This is a genomic window from Nitrospira defluvii (assembly GCF_905220995.1).
GTDB classification, from domain to species: domain Bacteria; phylum Nitrospirota; class Nitrospiria; order Nitrospirales; family Nitrospiraceae; genus Nitrospira_A; species Nitrospira_A defluvii_C.
Genome location: NZ_CAJNBJ010000001.1, coordinates 15,584 through 33,189, shown reverse-complemented (window position 1 = coordinate 33,189; position 17,606 = coordinate 15,584). Strand labels below are relative to the sequence as shown.

Genomic DNA, 17,606 nt, shown 5'->3' with positions numbered 1-17,606 from the left:
CTTGATGGAGGTCTTCACTCACACTCGCTCGACACCATGTACGACGGCACTGAGCAAGACCTGCTTCGCCTGCTCGCCTCGCGAGCCGGTATCTGTTCCGACTATCACGATATCGCCGGTACGCTTCACGTTACGAGCGACGACACCCGTCGCGCCATCCTCTCCGCCATGGGGTTTGATGTGGCGTCGCGCGAGTCGCTGACGCGGGCTCTGCTCGAGTGGGACGAGGCGCCCTGGCAACAGGTGTGCGATCCGATTCTCATCCTCCAGCAGGGCTACGGTCCCACGGTGTGGACCTGCCGTCTTCCGGTCGAGGTGGACGAAGAGCCGCATCTGGCTGTCGCGTGGCAGTTGACCGACGAAAAGGGCACCACTGTTCATCGCGGAGAGGCCGGGCCTGGCCTGCAGCCCCAGGACGTTCGATTCCTGTTGGGGCGGCGGATGGTGCGCGTCGAGGTGCCGCTGGTGTCCGATCTGACGCTCGGGTATTACGACCTCTCGGTTACGAGCATAGGATGTACAGTGCCAACGAAGGGGGCCCTCCGTGTGGTGGTGGCGCCGGCGCATTGTTATGTGCCGGAAGGTATTGCCCGCGGTTCTCGTGTCTGGGGCGTGGCCGTACAACTCTACTCCTTGCGCTCGCGGACCAACTGGGGCGTCGGCGATTTCACGGATCTTGCCCGGTTGGTTGAATGGGCCGGCAGGGAGCTGGGCGCAGGCATCGTCGGTCTGAATCCCTTGCACGCCTTGAAGAATTCACGCCCGCACCATCTCAGTCCCTATTCGCCCACGAGCCGTCTGTTCCTCAACGAACTCTACATCGATCTCGACCGGCTACCGGAATATCACGCCTCGGCTGAGGCACAGCGTGTGAAACAGAGCCCCGAGTTTCAACAAACATTAGAGCGGGCGCGCACGGCTGATTGGGTGGATTCCGAGTCCGTGGCTCAGGCAAAACGGAGGATGCTGGATCTCGCCTACCGCCAATTTCTCACTGACAATTACGCGGGGACCGAACCTGCTTTGCAACCGACGAGTGCGCGCGGGTGGTTGTTGGAACGGTTTATTCGCGATGAAGGGGAGTCGCTTGAACGGTTTGCGTTGTTCCAGGTGCTGGACGAAGATCGGCGCCTGATCGAGCAAACACACAGGCTGTGGCCGGAGTGGCCGCCCCAGTATCGCAATGCCGATTCTCAGGCGTTGCGTGAGTTTGCCAGACGACATCGCAAGCGGGTCCGGTTTTTTCAGTACATGCAATGGGTGGCCGCCGATCAACTCAGAGCCGCCAATACTCGTGCCGAACAGGTGCAGATGGTGGTCGGACTGTACCCTGACCTCGCGCTCGGCAGCGATCGAAACGGAGCGGAGGCCTGGATGCTGCAGGATGTCCTGGCGTTGGGCACGGACTGCGGGGCCCCGCCGGATGCGTTCGCGCCTCAAGGCCAGAATTGGGGATTCGCTCCGTTCAATCCGTTACGTCTGAAGGCAACAGGATACCGATCGTTTATCGAATTGCTGCGGAAAACGTTTCGACAGGGCGGGGCGATTCGGATCGACCATGTTATGACCCTGTTCCGCCTGTTCTGGGTCCCGCGGGGAATGACCGCTGCGGCGGGCGCCTATGTGCAGTATCCGGCGGAGGATCTGTTGCGGATTCTGGCGCTGGAGAGTACACGTGCACAGACGTTGGTGATCGGAGAAGATTTAGGAACCGTACCGGACTATGTGCGCGAACAGTTGGCCCGCTACAAGGTACTCTCATACCGGGTGTTGTATTTCGAACGAAACTGGGATGGCTCCTACAAGCCCCCGTCGTCCTACCCTGAACAGTCCCTCGCGGTCGTCACCACCCACGATCTCCCTACGTTGACCGGCTATTGGATCGGAGAGGACATTCGGTTGCGGGCCAGGCTCGGCATGTATGCGCATGAACAGGCGGTCCAGCAGGCGTTCGAGGAACGGGCCCGGGATAAACATCACATCCTCACGGCGCTCAAAGGGATGGGCGTCTTGCCGGCCGGGGTCAGTGAACAGCCGGAGCATGTTCCGGTCATGACGCCGGATCTCTGTCGGGCGATGCATGTGTATCTGGCGATGTCGCCGGCTTGGGTGGTCATGGCCAATCTTGACGACGTGATCGGTGAAGTGACACAAATGAACCTGCCCGGGACCGTGGATGCCTATCCCAATTGGTCGCGTAAACTGTCGTTGTCGCTGGAGGACCTCCAACGGGATGAACGTGTACAAGCTCTCGCTGCTGCCGTGCGAACGCTTCGGCCTTCCGTCGGATCCAGCTAGCGGGCAAGGAATGCGTGTCCGGTCCCGTTCCTTCCCGTCTCGTGAGGGGCTCCTTCCCGCCCCATCCGAGTGTCGCCCCCCAGTCAGTGTTTTCCCTATCCATAGGAACGGTTTGATGCGCATTGATCGGTCTGCAGGACCCTTCTCCCTGTCGGGCAGGGAGTGGCCATGAAGAACCGAAACCAGGTGGTCCTGGTCATCGCTGCACTATTGTTCCTCATTGTCACAGTGATGGAATGGATGTTCCCGTTGAATGTGGTGGGGGCGTTCGGGTTCGTGTTGCCGATTCTGTTAGTGGCCACGGTGCGAAATCGTGGGCTCATGATCGTGACCCTGGCCTTGTGTATTCTGGTGACGTTTGTTGGATTGTTTCAGCCGGCCAAGAAAAAGGAACGTTTCACGACGGTCGTGTTTAACCGCATTATGGTGGTGTGTGTCTTGACGGGCGTGGCCTATCTCGGCGTGACCTGGGAGGAGCGCAAGGCCCGCGAAGAGGCGGCACAGGCCGCATTGGCAACGCAGACGGAACATCTGCTTCGGGCGAATACCCAGCTGGTGGAGATTAAGGACAAGCTGGCACGATCGGAACGATTGGCGACGGTGGGGCAGTTGGTGGCGTCGGTCGCACACGAAGTCGGAACGCCCTTGCACTCCATTGCCTGGCATGTGGAGGCATTGGCGGAGGAGCCCGGCGTTACCCCCGAGATGCAGAAGCGTATCGGCATTATCGAGGAGCAGTTGAATCGGGTGGTGCGCATCATTCAAGATCTGCTCTCCTCCACCAGACAGCGCAAGCCGGAGCCGACATGGTATCCGGCTGAACGCCTAATCGAGCCGGTCATCGCCCTGATGGAGCCTGGTTATCACGCCAAGGGGGTGGCGCTTCACTCGGAGGTGGCCCCAGCGCTATTGGCCTGGGCCGATGCCGAGAAGATCCACCAGGTGCTTGTCAATCTTCTCACCAATGCGTTGGCTGCCACCGGGACGGGAGGGCAGGTGACGGTCACTGTGGCGATGCGGCCGGCGTCGGCGGACGAACGGGAGCGCGCCGCCTGCACGGGCCGGTCCGATCTCGACACCGTGGTCATGCTCGTCGTGGCCGATTCGGGATGCGGCATGCCACGGGAAAACCTGGAAAGGGCCTTTCAGCCGTTTTTTACGACCAAGGCGATCGGCAAGGGGACAGGGTTGGGGCTCTTTCTCAGTCGCGAGGCCGTTGTCGCCCATGGCGGTCAGTTGACGCTGGAGAGTGAATTGGGAACAGGGACAACGGTGACGGTGGTGCTTCCCGGCATGCCGTCGGAGTCAGCTGCAACGTAGGAGCAGAACGCTGATGAGTCAGGCAAAACTGTTTGTGGTCGACGATGATGACGCGGCGCGTGCGTTGCTGGCCGAAGCGCTCGCAAAGGAGGGGTATGAGGTCGAGGCCTTTTCCAGCGGCCAGGCTGCCGTGGAACGTGGTCGGCACGTCCTCCCGGACGTCGTGTTGACCGACATTCGCATGGAGCAAGGCGACGGGTTCCTGGTGCTGAAGGAATTCAAGCGGTTTAGTCCGGATACGTCGATTGTGTTGCTCACCGCGTTCGGCTCATTGGAAGGGGCGATCGAGGCGATCAAGCAGGGTGCGTATGATTATCTGGCGAAACCCTTCAAGAAGGACGATATCCGCCTGGTCGTCCAACGAAGTTTGGAGCATTGCCGGCTGGTGCGGGAGAATGCCCGATTCCGTGAGGATGCGCGAGCGCGTGAACCCTGGTCGCACCTGGTTGGCAGCAGCCCGGCCATGCTGGAGGTGTATAAACTCGTCGCTCGAGTCTCGGACGGGCGGAGCACGGTGCTGATCGAAGGAGAAAGTGGAACCGGCAAGGAATTGATCGCGCGAGCGGTGCATCTCAATAGTCCGCGTCGCGACAAGCCCTTCATCCCCGTGAACTGCGGGGCGTTGCCCGATCATCTCCTGGAATCTGAAATGTTCGGATACGAAAAGGGGGCGTTCACGGGAGCGGTCGGCGCTAAGGCCGGCTTGTTTGAAGCGGCCAACGGCGGCACCCTGTTTCTTGATGAGATCGGAGATCTTGGCCAGGCGCTCCAGGTCAAACTGTTGCGTGTGATGCAGGAGCATGAGGTTCGGCGTGTCGGGAGTACGTCCTCGGTGAAAGTCGACGTACGCATTATCGCCGCCACCAATCGCGATCTGGCCGCCCAGGTGAAGGACGGAAAGTTCCGCGATGATTTGTATTATCGCCTGAATGTGGTACGGATTGCGCTTCCGTCCTTAGCTGAGCGGCAGGAAGACATTCCGATGCTGGCCCACCACTTTTTACAGAAATATGCCAAACAAGGGTCGCATGTGCGGGGGTTTACGCCGGAAACCATGATCCTGCTCAAGCGTTACCATTGGCCGGGCAATGTGCGTGAGTTGGAAAACGCCGTCGAGCGGGCAGTCTCGCTCAGTCATGGACCGCTGTTGCTGCCTGAAGATCTACCAGAAGCCATTCGTGCTGAGCCTGATCCATCGGCGACGCGCAAGGAGAGTCGTGGGGACACAGATCCCGAAGCCTTACTGACCCTGGACGAGGTGGAAAAGCGGCATCTCTCCCGTGTGCTCAAGGAGACACGAGGCAACAAGGTCAAGGCAGCGAAGATTCTCGGGATTGATCGGCGAACGTTATACCGGATGGCGGAGCGGTTCGGCCTGGATTTCGGCGAGGAGGGCGACGACAAATAGCCCCAGTTTATAATAATCGCAGGGCGTTTTTGATCCGGCGAATTTCATTCGCGGCGCTCTGCGGCAGAGGCGTTTCCGCATCTTCCCACGTGTCGAAGAGTCCGTCTTTCCCACGGTGAAATACTTGCAGCCGCAGCCGGGTCGTCGATTCGTCCTGCGGGACGACGCGTGCTTCCACCCGGCTCTTGCCCACTCCGAACCTCCAGCGCAGCAACCAGTTCCATGGACTTCTGATTTCCTGCCTCATGCCCGTCGTCACATTGCCGGAATCATCCTGGGCGACCGTATAGCCTTCCTGGGAAAGCACATCGGCCACTGCAGCTTTGACCTGTTCGATGGGAGCGTGGAGCGTAACGTCCATCACATCCGGCTCCGGGGCGGCAGGGCTGCCTGCACAGCCAGCGACCGCTGCTACAAGGAGAATGGCCGCACGAGATGGCAGCATCCGGCTCATTTTGGCTTGCCTTCCTGCAGTCGATAGACCATGTGCGTGTCGGTCTGATCGACACCGGGGATGGCGTGAATCCTCGCCAATACCAGCTGGGTCAAGGCGTCTTGATGAGGAATTTCAACGATTGTGAAGATGTCCGGCTTGCCCCAGCAGGGGTCGATTTGTTTGATCTCTTTGATGTCAGACAGGGCTTTCACGACGTCGGCGGTTTGTCCGGGATGGACGTTGATCAAGACGTAGGCTCGGTCGGACATAGGGGGGAATCTCCCTTGAACTAGTGCGGACAGGCGGCGAGGCCGTTCCGCGAGTCGAAACCTATCGGATTGGTCCGGATGAAGTCAATAAAACGCCTGCCGAGGGGGCGGGGCCACGTGTTATTTCGGCGCGACGATCACCTCGACTCGGTACGTTTCCTCTGTGGAGGTCAAATCGGTCTCCAGGCCACGAGGGTTTCCCACCCGTCCTTCCGGGTCATAAATGAAGCACAGCAGCGTGGTTCCATTGGGTCGAGCGGAATAGTGGACCTTATCTGCCGCAACCTGTTCGGCCAAGTCCTTGCTCGACAGGCCTGAACGAGTTTGTTTGACGACCACTACCGTGTTATCCCAGTCGAGCAGATAGCTGGTCCGATGTGCGCCGTTCGCATAGGCTGGGGACCAGTCCTCCGTGCCCACCTCATCAAACTGCAAGCGCAGAAGGGCATAAAACAGGTCCTGAAGATCATACTCATCGTTGATTTCGAGTGTGGGACGATATTCTTTTCGGAGCCTGAGTTGGCGCGCGACGAGGTGAAATCGGGCGCAGACCCTCCTTAGTATGCCCAGCGTTCCCTGTTCGACGTGGAGTTTGACGTCTTGCGCCTTCTCTGGAACCGGGCTCTGAGTCGATGCGGGCGAGGATGGTTGGACCGGCGTGGTTACCGATGCAGCAGATGAAGGCGCAGTCGGTTCCTGCTTTGGTGCGTGAATTGAGCTGGCCGGTGCCGGCGCCGCCGGCTGAATGATCGGAGCCTCGGTTCGAATGTCGGGAGCAGGAACATCATCTGATCCGGCCAGGGCTGCAGGCAACGATGGGGCTGCGGGTTGGGGTGACGCAGGAATCGGAGCGGCCGTCGGCGCTTGAGCGATTGTGTGCATCGCGGCCGGCTGAGTCGGTGTCGGAGATTCGGTGCTGACGGATGTCGCGGGCCGCGGGCGCAACGTTGTATGGGGAACAGGTGGAATGGTCCCGTGAGGGATAGCGCTCACGGTCGGCGCGACAGGAGGAATTGTTCTTGTGGGAATGGGGGCATCTGCTGCCGCCCTGGCTGTGGAACTGGCTGTCGGTGGCGGCGTTGCCGGGTCGGCACTGATGGTGACCGGCGGTGTCGAGACTGGCGGCTGTGCCATGCTTGCGTGTGGCGCCACGGTGGTTTCAACTGATGTTGGGCCGATTGAGGGCGGTGGCTGAATCGAGCGAGGTGTTGGCGCGTCGGGCCTAGACTGAGGTGAAGCGTCCGTGACCGGCATTGGTGTGGAAGGGACGACAACCAGTGCGGCTGCGGAGGTCGTCGAGGGGAACGAGGGAAGTGGGTTGATGGTGGCCGTCGCTCTGACGGCTGGAGCAGGGGGACTAGGAACAGAGACGGCCGCAAGCGAGACAGGCTCCATTGCGTTCGGCGCTGTGGGGGAGTCAGGCGGGGTGGTGAGCGGAACTACAGTCAGCGATGGACGATCGGGCTCTGCCTGGACGACGGCGATGACTTCATCCGGCTTGAGGCCGAGTAACTCAGCTTTTTGAATCTCAAGCGCCGCGATGAATTCCTTCAAGAGCGCGGTGCTCTGTGCGGATTCTGCGCGACTACCGACTCTCAGTTTGTGATTCTTGTGCGCCTGATACTCGGGGGATTTTTCACCGAATAATCGACGGATCGTTTCACGAAAGGAGAGTTCGGTTCTCGCGCGGACGGCTTCACGGTAGGGGAATCCATCCCGGCTCAGATCCTCGATCTGGACGCTTAACTCCCGGAGCGTGGCGACGCCGCGGGTGAGCTCTTCAACGGCGTTCGGTTTTGTCTTGCTGCGTAGCGGCTCTGTTGCTTTTGCTCGTGCCATGCGACATATCCCTCTTGTGAGAAAAGTCTATCCGAGGGGGTGTTGCCTGACAAGCAATCCCTGCATTTACTCGTTGCCGATCGTGAGATGCGGGGGCGTGATGGCAGTCAGTCGACCCATTCGACCTCGGCCTTGCCGGATGCAGAAGGCTTCGGAGGGCTCTGTGTGGTAGGAGGGCCGGCCAATGTCTCATGGATCAGCGTCAGCAACACCTCGCTGGTAAAGGGCTTATTCAGGAAGGGTAATCCCTCCCGAATGAGGCCACGACTGCACAGGTCTGGTCCTGGAGTGCTGGACATGAGAATGATTCGGATGTCTCGTTTTTTCTCAAGCAGCAGGTCGACCATCTCGAGACCATTGACTCTGGGGTAGGGATTCTTCTCGACGGAGAGTTGGAAGTCGGGGGGAGGAAGAAAGATGTCTGTGAGGATGAGATGAATCGGCTGTGGGTGTTCGGTGTAGAGCCGAAGGGCTTCAGCGCTTCCCGGGGCTTGCAGTACTGTGTGGCCGGCAAGTTGCAGTGGTTTGGTGGCCAACAGAATTGTTGTGGGATCGTCGTCGACGATAAGGATGGTCGAGTGCGGCGCTGGTTCTGTAGCCATGACGGTCTCCTGCTCGGGACGGTAATACCTGCTTGTCTCGTCAGAATCGGGGATGTTGCTCCTTCAGCCGTTCGTATTCCCGCTGCTCGCACGCGCCGGGTTTTGGGCGTAGCGCGTCGGGCACCTCCGCAAAACGTAGCGCGCAATAGCGACGGGCTGCCCGACGGCGTTCCTGGTCCTGCTGTTCTTCGAGTTGTTGGAGCCGGGTTGTGAGGTCGATGGTCGGCAGATCTGTTCCCGTCGGCGGCTCCTGCGGGGCGGGCGATGTGGTTCCCTCACTGGACCGTGAATGCGGGCCGTTCAGGCGCCAGCGTGTCAGCACATCATCCTGGTTGAACACGATGGTCAGTCCGAATTGCGCATAGTCCCAAATCAGTTCGCCTTGTTCCGGTCGCGCCCAGATCGATCGTGGCAAGCCGTAACGGCTCCAGACCTCGTCCCGCAGCATGCCCACGCGCGGCGTGAGGTTGCGGATTGCCGTGACCTGCGCAAGGATCGGGGAAATGTCCGCCGGTTTTCCAGGGGCAGGGCGTTTTGCGAGCGACTCTAGTGCTGCACGCGGGGCTCGCAGTAATCGCCAAACGGTCACGAATCCCTGGGCGCAGTCTGCGGGACGGGCGTCTTCAAAAATCATCTGGGTATCCAAGGGAAACCCTTCGATTTCCTTGGCGCGGGTAAAGTTTCTGACTTCCTGAACTGCGGCGAGGTAGGCACGCTGACGTCCTTCTTCAATGGATGGCGCACATGAAGATCGGCCGGTAAAGAACACATCGTCCCCGAAATGAAACAGGGCCTGCTCCGTCCAAAACGGGCGATGTTCTGCGGCCCCGGCGAGCAGAGGACAGACGAGACAGAGGGTCTGAAGCAGAATGGGCAGGCGATAGGCCATACGTGTCTGCGGTCGAGAAATGTGACGCGTGTCACGTGACCAGTATAACGCCTGGGGTGGAAAATCGACAGAAAGAGCGCGTTTTCGCACAGAGGGAGACAGTGAGGAGTGAAAATCCTGCTAATTGTTCATTGGGGGAGTGAGGTTTTCCCGGCCGGAAGAGGTTGGATTCGCTACTGGTCTGTGTGTTTCGGTCACCATGACGCCTGATCCCTGGGGGCACACGTTTTCCGGCGCAGTCGCCCCGGGGTTACGCATGCCCCACGCGGTGGCCAAGGCATGGCAAGTGAGCAGGCTGATACCTTCCTCGATGTTGCTGAACCGTTCAGTGGATTGGGCCTTGCCGCTCCACTCGATTTCCCCTGTATTCACGTCAACCGCCCGTAAGGAGATGGTGGCTGAATACACACGTTGGCTGTGCGGAATCCCCGCACTCCAATCAAGGGCTTCCCACGACCCGACCTCTGCATTGCTGAAGACGACCAAGCGTGCACCGACGAGTTTGGCCATTCGCAATACATCAGTTTCGAGGTATTGATATCCCGTCAGACTCACCTTCTGGTCAGCTGCGGCCTGTAGGACCTTTGTCTGGTCCACAACCAGGAGGCCTCTTTTCAGGAGCCAGGTGCTCGCGCTTTGTACGGTGTCGGGTCGTCCGCCCCAGACTACCGCTCGGGTGTATGGAGCAGGCAGTTTTGAATGGAATCCATCCGTCGTCGGGATCTCCAGGCGAGAATATCCGTGGCACCCGGCCGTGAGGAGAAGGAGCATGACCAGGCAAGCGAGCAGGTTCATCGGGTTCACGGATTTCTGTGCGGTGGATATGCTGGAAGTCGTTCTGGTGACAGGGGTGTTCATGAGGAACCGTTTGTGCGGTGTGGAGGATGCCGCGATCATTGTCTGCGCGCATTATACATGAACAATTCTACCTACGTCTGCCTGATTCGTCGAGGGACAATGGGCTGCTTCCGGGAGCGTGGCCATACCCTCATGTACGTATATGTGAGCGATGGTGTAGGGATGTCTGATTGCGGAGGGTGGAGAGGAATCGTTCTTCGTGAGCGTTGATCAGAAGCCTTTTCGGCGGGGGCCCGTTGCTGCCCGGCAAGGCGGCGGCTCTGCTCATGGTCGGCAGAGCCGCCGCAGGCTTACAGGATCTCGACCTGCGGAAAGGCGTTTTGCTCGCCGTTCTCTTGAGGACGGTCGGCCATGATCATCAGCTGGAAGGCAATGATCGGCAGCAGTGCATAACCTATGAGGATCAGCGGGAACTCAATCATGATAGGGACTCCTTTTGTTATGTGGAGTCGCTTTTGCAAGCTCAGTACCGTTCTCGGGTGTTTTGGTAAACTGTTGATTTTGCAGTCCTTCTATCCCGATTATTCCACAAGTGTCGGTTCTGGAGTCGAAAGTGGAGGGAGAGAACTGTGCAATGAGAACATTTTACGCTGAGCCTGAAGGCCTAAGGGTAGTCGTGCGAAAGGGACGGCAATCTACGCGAGAATTCTTAGCAGGAGTGCTCTTCGGCCTCGTAGAGTTGAATGGAGAGTTGTTTTATGGCTGACATCCCTGAGCAAAGGCCTCACCCGTCTTGGATGCGTGGGATATGGAAGAGAATTATCGCAAGGAACAGGAGAGGTAAGGTTGGTGCCCCCGACACGAATTGAACGTGCGACCCGCGGTTTAGGAAACAGGCCGGGACAGATTTTAAAACGCTCGGTGTATCAATGGTTTCCCCATTTTTGACTGCCAAAACAGATACTTGTGCGCGTTCCACTGATTCGATGGATTCGAGGGGTAGTGGTCGGTTTTGAAAATTTTTAGCACAAATTTAGCACAGGCATGCGAATCGAATTCTCAGACCATTAGTGCTCAAGTGTCTTTCATCTCGTTGTCCAATGCTCTGTGCAAACTGAGCCACTGAGGCAAATGGACCAGCCTCCCCGCTCCTTCTTGCCAAATGTAATTTTCGGCACACTCACAGACCGTTCTTTCTGCTCAAGACCGTCAATTAGTACAGAAAACTTGGCATCTGGCTTTGGAGTGATGATGTTGAAGGCAATCCCAAAGCACATCTCGCCGATCACGAAAAAAGTGGCGTGCTCGCTTTTGTGAAATTCAGGATCAAAAATTCCGGAGCAAAATCTCGTAGGATCGTCTTCTGTGGCCATGAATGGTCCGGTAAATCTTTCAGGAAGCAATAGTTGCCCTCCCTCCAGCGCTAGACCGACCTGAAATGGATCGAAAACGAATTCCTTAACCTCCGGGTTAAGATGGACGCCTATCCAAAATGGAGAACCACCAGTGTGCTCCCAAATGGGAATGAAAGGGACCACAGGTCCGATCAAACCGAATGAATCATCATTGTGAGCAACTACACGAATCGCTATTCCTGCCAGATTTAGAACGGGATATTCTTTTCCATCATCATCTTCGCTACCTCCAACAAAAGTTGGCCAGCTGTATGTGCCATGGCCAATCGCAACACAGCCTCCAATGTTAAAAAGACTGCCTATCATCAAAAGGATCAAATAGGCCTTCCAATAAATCGGGGATGCACCTTTGTAATTAATAGCGTTCATCTGACTTGCTGGAATTAGAAATCGAGAAAGAACATATGGGGGAATCTCGGTGCTTCTAACGCTTCGAGGAGATTTCGTGTCGTCAGTTGGTTCAATAAATTGAACCCCTTCTTAAAACTATTTAGCACAAATTTAGCACAGTGTTTTGGGGTGAACCCCTTCCCTGAGACCGTCAGTCAGGACTAGCGACGGCCCAACTCATTTTGCAGGTTAATGGGCGGTCGTGCGACAAGTGGTGAGATTTGGACGCCGTTTGAGTAGAATAGGCTCTACCGATGCAGTGCCGCGGATGGGCGAATGCAGGGGGGAGGGTTTTCCGATGCGACAGACAATCAAAGCCCGCTATCATGACGGAGTGTTGCAGCCGCTGGAACCTCTTGCGTTGACCGATGACGCGGAAGTCCAGGTCACTGTTGATACCGAGCTTGCGCTTGGTGCGGACGAAATTCTGCGGCGTGCGGCGCAGGTCTATCAAGGGCTTAGTGCCGATGAGATCACGCAGGTCGAGTCCATCGCATTGGATCGGCAGCATTTCTTCCGTGAGCCGGCTGCCTAATGTCGCAACCCGCCGTTCTGCTCGATACTGATATTCTTTCTGAACTCCTCAAGCAACATCCTCTCGTCGTGCAGCGGGTGCGGAACTATCTGGCGGAGCACGAGCGGCTGGCCTTCTCGATCATCACGCGCTATGAACTCCTGCGAGGACTGAAGGCGAAACAGGCACGGGCTCAAGAGGCGGCCTTCACGTTGCTCTGCCAAGCCAGTCCCATTCTCCCGATCACCGACCAAGTCGTGGAGCGTGCGGCGACGTTATACGGCGACCTCCATCGACAGGGAACCTTGCTGCCCGATGCCGATCTCCTCATTGCCGCTACCGCTCTAGAGGCGCAACGTCCCTTGATCACCAACAACCTTGCTCACTTCCAACGCATCGCTGGCCTCAGCGTTGAAAGCTGGAAACGGTAAATCTAACCCAGCGAGCCTGCTTCCTTACGACGAGCAGACTTCACGGCTTCACTCTCCGCTGATCCCATCCCAGAAGGCGCGTAATGCCTTCCAAACTTTTTTTGCGCAGGTAGCAAAAACGAGCCGATTTTTTTGCTCGATGTTCTGGCTCTGAACGATGCGCACAATTGCCGCTCTGAGCGCACGAAAGCGCACATACGCCTCCTTATGCTCACTTCCTTTTGCGTCTGAGCTGTCACACAATCTGTCCTCTGCTGTCCCCTCGTGTCCCCTAGTGACCTCTTCCGGGGCCTTGGCTTTGTTCCGGGAATTCGCCTAGGGTGAGACGAACTAGAGCAGGGCTCACAAGAAGGTGCAAATGTCCGAGTCGGAGCGCGTCATACAGCAACACCTTTGTCCGTGGCCGGGAGGCAAAGCCGGTCCGCGCCGCATGCCGATAGGCTGCGGGGCGGACCGGAATGGCCCCCGTCTTGGTAACACGGGGGCGCTACCTACAGCGCTCCGTACAGGAGTTCGATAGGTTCCATGGATTCGAGCTTCACTCTCTCCATAGACTGGCTGGCGTTTACGGTCCTGGCCAGCAATCCTCAAGAGACCATGCGGGTTTTGGGTGGCGACTGGAGTAAGGCGAAAGGCGGCTTCCGAGGCTATCCCTTGTCCTGGATGAGAGCAGACGGTCTGCGCGGGGTCGGCAAACTGGGCACCAATGCCCCTCGTCGTCCGAATGAAATCCATGTGGATCTGTCGGGCGGCCTCGCGTCCGCCCTGACACGGGATCAGATCCGCACCCTGCTCCAGTGGGTCCATGCCCAACAAGGTCACGTCACTCGGATTGACTGCGCGCTGGATGACCGAGCGGGCACGGTGCCGGTGGCGACCATCCGAGAAGCCGTCTCGGCAGGCCAATGCGTCACAAGGGCGGCTCAGGTCCGGCATATCGTCTCCAAGCTGACGCATGGGACCGGAGCGACCACGGGCGAGACCATGTATTTCGGGAGTCCGCAGAGTCAGACCCTTTTGCGCATCTATGACAAGCGCCTCGAACTCCAGAGCAAGGGACAGGAGAATTGGGAGGAGTATGGGACGCGGTGGGAATTGGAATTCAAGAAGGATCGGGCCGAACAGTGCGCCCGCGCATTGGCCACCTTAGACGAAGCCGACTGGAAGGAGTTGGTGATCGGCTTACTCCGGTCCTATGTGGATTTCCGGCAGATCCCGAAGGATGCCGAGGATGAAGAACGGTACCGGGCTCCAGTGTTGGAGTGGTACGCCCTTCTGACGGAGGGATTTCAAAAGGGGCGATTAGCCCAGGAGACGCAGGTGCAGACCCTGCAGAATGTAAAACGATGGGTGAGCGACACCCTGACGCCAATGCTGGCGGTCATTTGTGCCACCCCTGGAGAGGAAGAATGGCTACTGAACGAAATTGTCAGGGGCATTGCTCGGTGGAAAGACCGACATCGCAATTTGCTCAAACAACCACCCAATCGGTTTCACCGGACTGCCGGCGGTCACGCGGGCAGCCCATGTTAGGGGGACTGGGGGTGTCGAGAGACTCCCCCGGTGGATCTGCACATGCTCACCGTCAAAGAACTCTCAGCGTGGCTCAATATCAAACAATCCACACTCTACCTCTGGGTGTCAGAGAACAAAATCCCGTGCCGCCGGATTCATGGCCTCGTCCGCTTTGAGCCTGAGGCGATTCAGGCTTGGCTGAAGAGCTTTGAAGTTGGTCCCGGCAAGCCGTTCCCACTGCCGACTCACGACGACACCCGCGACCTCGACCAGCTCATTGAAGCGGCGAAATCCGAGGTCTATACTCGCCACGGGGAAACCATCACACCGAGCCCACGCATGAAGGAGGAGCAGCATGGGGCTCGTTAAACGAAACAATATTTGGTGGATGTCGTTTACGTTTCAAGGGCAGCAAGTGCGCCGATCGACCGAAACCTCGGACAAGAAGTTGGCCGAAGCCATCCTCAGCAAAGTCAAGGTGCAGATCGTGGAAGGAAAGTACTTTGACAAGCCCAAAGAGGAAGCCAGGACATTCCGAGAGTTGATGGATCGGTATTTGCGGGAGCATGCCAGTCGACGGTCGGGCTACCGTCGCTATGTGAACATGGTCACGAATCTGACCGCGCATTTTGGCAATCCCAAGTTGGAACACGTGACACCCAAAACGATCGTCGCCTATAAGAACAAACGGTACGCGGATGGGGTCACACCGGCCACGATCAATCGCGAATTGGCGCTCATGAAGAAGGCCTTCAATCTGGCCTGTCGCGAATGGGAATGGACCAAGGACAATCCGGTGTGCCGGGTATCCATGGAACGGGAGAACAACACGCGGGATCGATGGCTGACATGTGAGGAGGAACGACGTCTCCTTGCGGCTTCAGCACCGTGGTTACAGGAAGTGATCGTGTTCGCGATCCATACCGGGATGCGATGTGGGGAAATTCTGAATCTCACATGGGCCGGGGTGGACCTTAATCGACGAACCGCTACGGTGTTTAAATCGAAGAACGGGGAGCGGCGAACGATTCCGCTCAGTCACACGCTCGTGCAGGCGCTTCAGAACAAGGCCAGCCGCCGCATGGATTCGGAGTTAGTGTTTACGAGCGCGGCACGCACACCCTTGGATGCTCCCAACCTACGACGGAGTTTCCGGTTAGCGCTCAAGCATGGCCAGGTGTCGGATTTCCGGTTCCATGATCTGCGCCATACCTGTGCGACTCGCATGGTGCAGGCCGGTGTGGACTTGTACAAGGTCCAACGGATTCTGGGGCATAAGTCGCCGATGATGACTCAGCGGTATGCGCATCATTATCCGGAAAGTTTGCGGGATGGAGTGGCGATTTTCGATGAGGGAAGGGCGTTTAGCACAAATTTAGCACAAGCGGGGATTCGGCCAGAGCAGGTTTCGCTAACCTGTTGAAAAATTGGTGCCCCCGACACGAATTGAACGTGCGACCCGCGGTTTAGGAAACCGCTGCTCTATCCAACTGAGCTACGGGGGCGTCGTCGTACGATACTGAAAGCGGATAAGATTGTCTACAGCAAGGCAGGCCTCCGAAGGGGCGTGATCACCTTCGGAGGCGCGTCACGGATCAAACTAGACCGTCCGCTTACCGTTGGTTGGCTTGGTCGCGCTTGCAGCTCTCTTCGGCTAACATCCGCTGACCCGCTGACCCGTCTTTGGGGATACGTGCCATGCAGGCTTCCAAACTATCGCCGGCTGCACCCGCTGCGGCGCGGTTACCGCTCTTGGCGGCGGCGTTCCCCGCGATGGCCTGGCGGAGTGCGTCATCGCGGCGACAGCTTTCTTCAGCGATCATGCGATTTCCGGTCGTGCCTCCGGATGGAATGCGGCTGAGGCAGGACTGGAGAGAATCGTAGGCTTGTGTTGCGGCGCCCATCGATCCACCCGCCGAGGCAGCTTGTGTCGATCCGCTGCTGGTTGTGGTCTGTTCCGTGGCGCAGGCACTGAGCAGGAGTAGGGATAAAGACAGAACAACGGCACCGTGAGAGCGCGAGTACATCATTGAAGGATCCTCCTTGATCAAGAGCGAATGGGCGCACAGTAGCATACTCCTCCTCTTCCTGGAAACACCTCTGGCGGCGGTTTAGGGCGGTGTTTCCGGGCCGTTGGCGAGCAGGGCCAACCGGGAGGGGATCTGAGTGAGTAGGTCGGGGCGAACCTGGAAGACGCCGGGTATTCGGTGGCCAATAGCATAGACCAATCCTCCCGATTGATTACCGAGGGCCAGGCGGCCGGCCACACGACCGTCTTTCCCCGTGGCGACAAATTCGGCGACCGGCGCGACGAGTCCATAGGGAGCCAGTGGACCGACTTGTTTGAGGACACGTTCCTCGGCAGGCAGGTTCACGATCCGGCTGACGAGAAGGTCGGCGACGTCTTGCCGCAGTTTTTCCATCGGCTGATCCTCCAACATCCATCCATCGCGGTCATGAACCAAGGTGTACTGCTCCTCTCGTGTTTTAATGGAGAGCAGCGCAATGTCGCCCGTATCGACTCCAAGTAACCGCTTGTCCTGTAGGGCAAACAGGTCTTTCGTCAGCTCCTTAATGACAGAGGGACTAATTTTATAAATGGGACCGTCCGGATTGGTTTGCGCATAGGCCTCGCCGCTGGCTGGATCGGGTTGAAACAGGCGAACGACCTGGTCGGTTCCGGCCGCATGCACCGTGACTTTCACCTTGGGCTTGGTCAGTGAGGGTGTGAGTTTGTCCCGTTCAGGCCCGGGATCAATGATGGCTAGGGCCTTGAGATCTTCCAAACGAAAGAGGAGGGCTTGGACTTCTGTACGATCCGCCTCCGCCTCGATGGGGTAGCGGATGCGCCATTTTTTCTTCGGCTTCTCTTCAATCCCGTGGAGCACGATTTCCGTCGTTGGGTAGGTGAGACGGAGTTGCTCCGTGTCCTGTTGATTGAACTGCAACAACTCTTTTCGCCTGAAGGAAAGCAGGGTCCGGTTCAAAAAGTCTTTCGGTGCCAGATCGGTCAGCAGTACGGCCTCATCCGACGCTCTGAGCACGTAGAGGGTGGACGAGAGAGGGCCGGCGTCTCCGATGGAGAGGGTTTCCTCGCGATCGCCCGCAGTCACGGTCACGACTGTGGAAGGATGATCCAGACCAAAGGGCGTCAACGAGACCGGGTGGGTTTCAACGAGTCGCGAGACTTTCCCGGTGACGAGTGCACGGAGGAGGGCCTGAACCTGACGTTGATCGGCGTCAGTTTGAATCGGCGCGGTGATTCCCCATGGACGGCCGGGGGGCTGGCTGAGGACCACTTCCCCGGAGTGGCTGCGGACCCGTAAGGCGCTGATCTGGGCCTGCTCAAACGGCAGGATTTGTTTGGCCTGTGTGGCCGTGACGAGTTCAGTGCGTTGCTCGGGGAGTTCGACGAAGTAGAGGTACAGGCCAAGCCCTGCAAGGACGCCTGCCAGAAGTGCTGTCGGCCAATAGCGCGCCAT

19 protein-coding genes and 1 tRNA gene are annotated in these 17,606 nt (G+C 58.1%); 9 read left to right on the top strand and 11 right to left on the bottom strand.

Annotation, left to right across the window (positions count from 1 at the left end):
• The first annotated feature begins 36 nt into the window (after positions 1 to 36).
• The 3 genes from malQ to KJA79_RS00165 all read left to right on the top strand — a co-directional run bounded on the left by malQ (position 37) and on the right by KJA79_RS00165 (position 5,026).
• Positions 37 to 2,298, top strand: a complete 2,262-nt coding sequence (gene malQ, locus KJA79_RS00175; RefSeq protein WP_213039993.1) for a 4-alpha-glucanotransferase — start codon at positions 37 to 39, stop codon at positions 2,296 to 2,298.
• A 168-nt stretch (positions 2,299 to 2,466) separates the two neighbouring features.
• Positions 2,467 to 3,618, top strand: a complete 1,152-nt coding sequence (locus KJA79_RS00170; RefSeq protein WP_213039992.1) for a sensor histidine kinase — start codon at positions 2,467 to 2,469, stop codon at positions 3,616 to 3,618.
• Positions 3,619 to 3,631: 13 nt separating this feature from the next.
• Complete coding sequence (locus tag KJA79_RS00165) at positions 3,632 to 5,026, top strand: sigma-54-dependent transcriptional regulator (RefSeq protein ID WP_213039991.1); 1,395 nt, start codon at positions 3,632 to 3,634, stop codon at positions 5,024 to 5,026.
• Between the two features lie 7 nt (positions 5,027 to 5,033).
• Here KJA79_RS00165 and KJA79_RS00160 read toward each other — a convergent pair whose 3' ends face one another.
• From KJA79_RS00160 to KJA79_RS00135, 6 genes are all read right to left on the bottom strand, one after another.
• Positions 5,034 to 5,471 carry a hypothetical protein gene (locus KJA79_RS00160; protein ID WP_213039990.1) on the bottom strand — a complete coding sequence of 146 codons (438 nt, stop codon included), beginning with the start codon at positions 5,469 to 5,471 and terminating at the stop codon, positions 5,034 to 5,036.
• A 5-nt stretch (positions 5,472 to 5,476) separates the two neighbouring features.
• Positions 5,477 to 5,731 (bottom strand): Lrp/AsnC ligand binding domain-containing protein, encoded by a 255-nt coding sequence (locus KJA79_RS00155; RefSeq protein ID WP_213039989.1) that lies wholly within the window; start codon positions 5,729 to 5,731, stop codon positions 5,477 to 5,479.
• A 120-nt stretch (positions 5,732 to 5,851) separates the two neighbouring features.
• On the bottom strand, positions 5,852 to 7,570 hold the full coding sequence (locus tag KJA79_RS00150; RefSeq protein WP_213039988.1) for a PD-(D/E)XK nuclease domain-containing protein: 1,719 nt from the start codon (positions 7,568 to 7,570) through the stop codon (positions 5,852 to 5,854).
• A 107-nt stretch (positions 7,571 to 7,677) separates the two neighbouring features.
• Positions 7,678 to 8,172 carry a response regulator gene (locus KJA79_RS00145; RefSeq protein WP_213039987.1) on the bottom strand — a complete coding sequence of 165 codons (495 nt, stop codon included), beginning with the start codon at positions 8,170 to 8,172 and terminating at the stop codon, positions 7,678 to 7,680.
• Positions 8,173 to 8,212: 40 nt separating this feature from the next.
• Positions 8,213 to 9,061, bottom strand: coding sequence for a hypothetical protein (locus KJA79_RS00140; RefSeq protein ID WP_213039986.1), 849 nt, complete (start codon positions 9,059 to 9,061; stop codon positions 8,213 to 8,215).
• A 120-nt stretch (positions 9,062 to 9,181) separates the two neighbouring features.
• Positions 9,182 to 9,658, bottom strand: coding sequence for a hypothetical protein (locus tag KJA79_RS00135; RefSeq protein ID WP_213039985.1), 477 nt, complete (start codon positions 9,656 to 9,658; stop codon positions 9,182 to 9,184).
• 172 nt (positions 9,659 to 9,830) lie between these two features.
• On the opposite strand from KJA79_RS00135, the gene KJA79_RS00130 reads away from it, so the two are divergent.
• Complete coding sequence (locus tag KJA79_RS00130; protein WP_213039984.1) at positions 9,831 to 9,980, top strand: hypothetical protein; 150 nt, start codon at positions 9,831 to 9,833, stop codon at positions 9,978 to 9,980.
• A gap of 229 nt (positions 9,981 to 10,209) precedes the next feature.
• On the opposite strand, the gene KJA79_RS22910 is transcribed toward KJA79_RS00130, so the two are convergent.
• Together KJA79_RS22910 and KJA79_RS00125 are read right to left on the bottom strand one after the other, a co-directional pair.
• Positions 10,210 to 10,341: a hypothetical protein gene (locus KJA79_RS22910; RefSeq protein ID WP_281412636.1), complete on the bottom strand. Its 132-nt coding sequence runs from the start codon at positions 10,339 to 10,341 to the stop codon at positions 10,210 to 10,212.
• A gap of 603 nt (positions 10,342 to 10,944) precedes the next feature.
• Positions 10,945 to 11,643, bottom strand: a complete 699-nt coding sequence (locus KJA79_RS00125; protein ID WP_213039983.1) for a hypothetical protein — start codon at positions 11,641 to 11,643, stop codon at positions 10,945 to 10,947.
• 319 nt (positions 11,644 to 11,962) lie between these two features.
• On the opposite strand from KJA79_RS00125, the gene KJA79_RS00120 reads away from it, so the two are divergent.
• The 5 genes from KJA79_RS00120 (at position 11,963) to KJA79_RS00100 (ending at position 15,547) form a co-directional block, all read left to right on the top strand.
• Positions 11,963 to 12,199, top strand: a complete 237-nt coding sequence (locus tag KJA79_RS00120; RefSeq protein WP_213039982.1) for an antitoxin family protein — start codon at positions 11,963 to 11,965, stop codon at positions 12,197 to 12,199.
• Complete coding sequence (locus KJA79_RS00115) at positions 12,199 to 12,609, top strand: type II toxin-antitoxin system VapC family toxin (RefSeq protein ID WP_213039981.1); 411 nt, start codon at positions 12,199 to 12,201, stop codon at positions 12,607 to 12,609. Before KJA79_RS00120 ends, KJA79_RS00115 begins: the two co-directional genes overlap by 1 nt.
• A 525-nt stretch (positions 12,610 to 13,134) precedes the next feature.
• Entirely contained in the window at positions 13,135 to 14,142 is a 1,008-nt protein-coding gene (locus KJA79_RS00110) for a replication initiation factor domain-containing protein (protein WP_213039980.1), read from the top strand.
• Positions 14,143 to 14,184: 42 nt separating this feature from the next.
• Positions 14,185 to 14,493, top strand: coding sequence for a helix-turn-helix domain-containing protein (locus tag KJA79_RS00105; RefSeq protein ID WP_213039979.1), 309 nt, complete (start codon positions 14,185 to 14,187; stop codon positions 14,491 to 14,493).
• Positions 14,480 to 15,547 (top strand): tyrosine-type recombinase/integrase, encoded by a 1,068-nt coding sequence (locus KJA79_RS00100; protein WP_213039978.1) that lies wholly within the window; start codon positions 14,480 to 14,482, stop codon positions 15,545 to 15,547. The genes KJA79_RS00105 and KJA79_RS00100 overlap by 14 nt, the downstream gene beginning before the upstream one ends.
• 5 nt (positions 15,548 to 15,552) lie before the next feature.
• On the opposite strand, the gene KJA79_RS00095 is transcribed toward KJA79_RS00100, so the two are convergent.
• The 3 genes from KJA79_RS00095 to KJA79_RS00085 all read right to left on the bottom strand — a co-directional run bounded on the left by KJA79_RS00095 (position 15,553) and on the right by KJA79_RS00085 (position 17,606).
• Positions 15,553 to 15,629: transfer RNA gene (locus KJA79_RS00095), tRNA-Arg, on the bottom strand.
• 108 nt (positions 15,630 to 15,737) lie between these two features.
• Positions 15,738 to 16,154 carry a hypothetical protein gene (locus KJA79_RS00090; RefSeq protein ID WP_213039977.1) on the bottom strand — a complete coding sequence of 139 codons (417 nt, stop codon included), beginning with the start codon at positions 16,152 to 16,154 and terminating at the stop codon, positions 15,738 to 15,740.
• Between the two features lie 81 nt (positions 16,155 to 16,235).
• Positions 16,236 to 17,606, bottom strand: coding sequence for a DUF4340 domain-containing protein (locus KJA79_RS00085; RefSeq protein WP_213039976.1), 1,371 nt, complete (start codon positions 17,604 to 17,606; stop codon positions 16,236 to 16,238).

Excerpts from the sequence above, each read along its gene's own strand:
- KJA79_RS00115 (WP_213039981.1), top strand. The coding sequence starts at position 12,199 with ATGTCGCAACCCGCCGTTCTGCTCGATACTGATATTCTTTCTGAACTC.
- KJA79_RS00120 (WP_213039982.1), top strand. The coding sequence starts at position 11,963 with ATGCGACAGACAATCAAAGCCCGCTATCATGACGGAGTGTTGCAGCCG.
- KJA79_RS00100 (WP_213039978.1), top strand. The coding sequence starts at position 14,480 with ATGGGGCTCGTTAAACGAAACAATATTTGGTGGATGTCGTTTACGTTT.
- KJA79_RS00145 (WP_213039987.1), bottom strand. The coding sequence starts at position 8,172 with ATGGCTACAGAACCAGCGCCGCACTCGACCATCCTTATCGTCGACGAC.
- KJA79_RS00160 (WP_213039990.1), bottom strand. The coding sequence starts at position 5,471 with ATGCTGCCATCTCGTGCGGCCATTCTCCTTGTAGCAGCGGTCGCTGGC.
- KJA79_RS00105 (WP_213039979.1), top strand. The coding sequence starts at position 14,185 with ATGCTCACCGTCAAAGAACTCTCAGCGTGGCTCAATATCAAACAATCC.
- KJA79_RS00130 (WP_213039984.1), top strand. The coding sequence starts at position 9,831 with ATGACCAGGCAAGCGAGCAGGTTCATCGGGTTCACGGATTTCTGTGCG.
- KJA79_RS00155 (WP_213039989.1), bottom strand. The coding sequence starts at position 5,731 with ATGTCCGACCGAGCCTACGTCTTGATCAACGTCCATCCCGGACAAACC.
- KJA79_RS00165 (WP_213039991.1), top strand. The coding sequence starts at position 3,632 with ATGAGTCAGGCAAAACTGTTTGTGGTCGACGATGATGACGCGGCGCGT.
- malQ (WP_213039993.1), top strand. The coding sequence starts at position 37 with ATGTACGACGGCACTGAGCAAGACCTGCTTCGCCTGCTCGCCTCGCGA.
- KJA79_RS00150 (WP_213039988.1), bottom strand. The coding sequence starts at position 7,570 with ATGGCACGAGCAAAAGCAACAGAGCCGCTACGCAGCAAGACAAAACCG.
- KJA79_RS00140 (WP_213039986.1), bottom strand. The coding sequence starts at position 9,061 with ATGGCCTATCGCCTGCCCATTCTGCTTCAGACCCTCTGTCTCGTCTGT.
- KJA79_RS22910 (WP_281412636.1), bottom strand. The coding sequence starts at position 10,341 with ATGATTGAGTTCCCGCTGATCCTCATAGGTTATGCACTGCTGCCGATC.
- KJA79_RS00125 (WP_213039983.1), bottom strand. The coding sequence starts at position 11,643 with ATGAACGCTATTAATTACAAAGGTGCATCCCCGATTTATTGGAAGGCC.
- KJA79_RS00085 (WP_213039976.1), bottom strand. The coding sequence starts at position 17,606 with ATGGCGCGCTATTGGCCGACAGCACTTCTGGCAGGCGTCCTTGCAGGG.
- KJA79_RS00170 (WP_213039992.1), top strand. The coding sequence starts at position 2,467 with ATGAAGAACCGAAACCAGGTGGTCCTGGTCATCGCTGCACTATTGTTC.
- KJA79_RS00090 (WP_213039977.1), bottom strand. The coding sequence starts at position 16,154 with ATGATGTACTCGCGCTCTCACGGTGCCGTTGTTCTGTCTTTATCCCTA.
- KJA79_RS00110 (WP_213039980.1), top strand. The coding sequence starts at position 13,135 with ATGGATTCGAGCTTCACTCTCTCCATAGACTGGCTGGCGTTTACGGTC.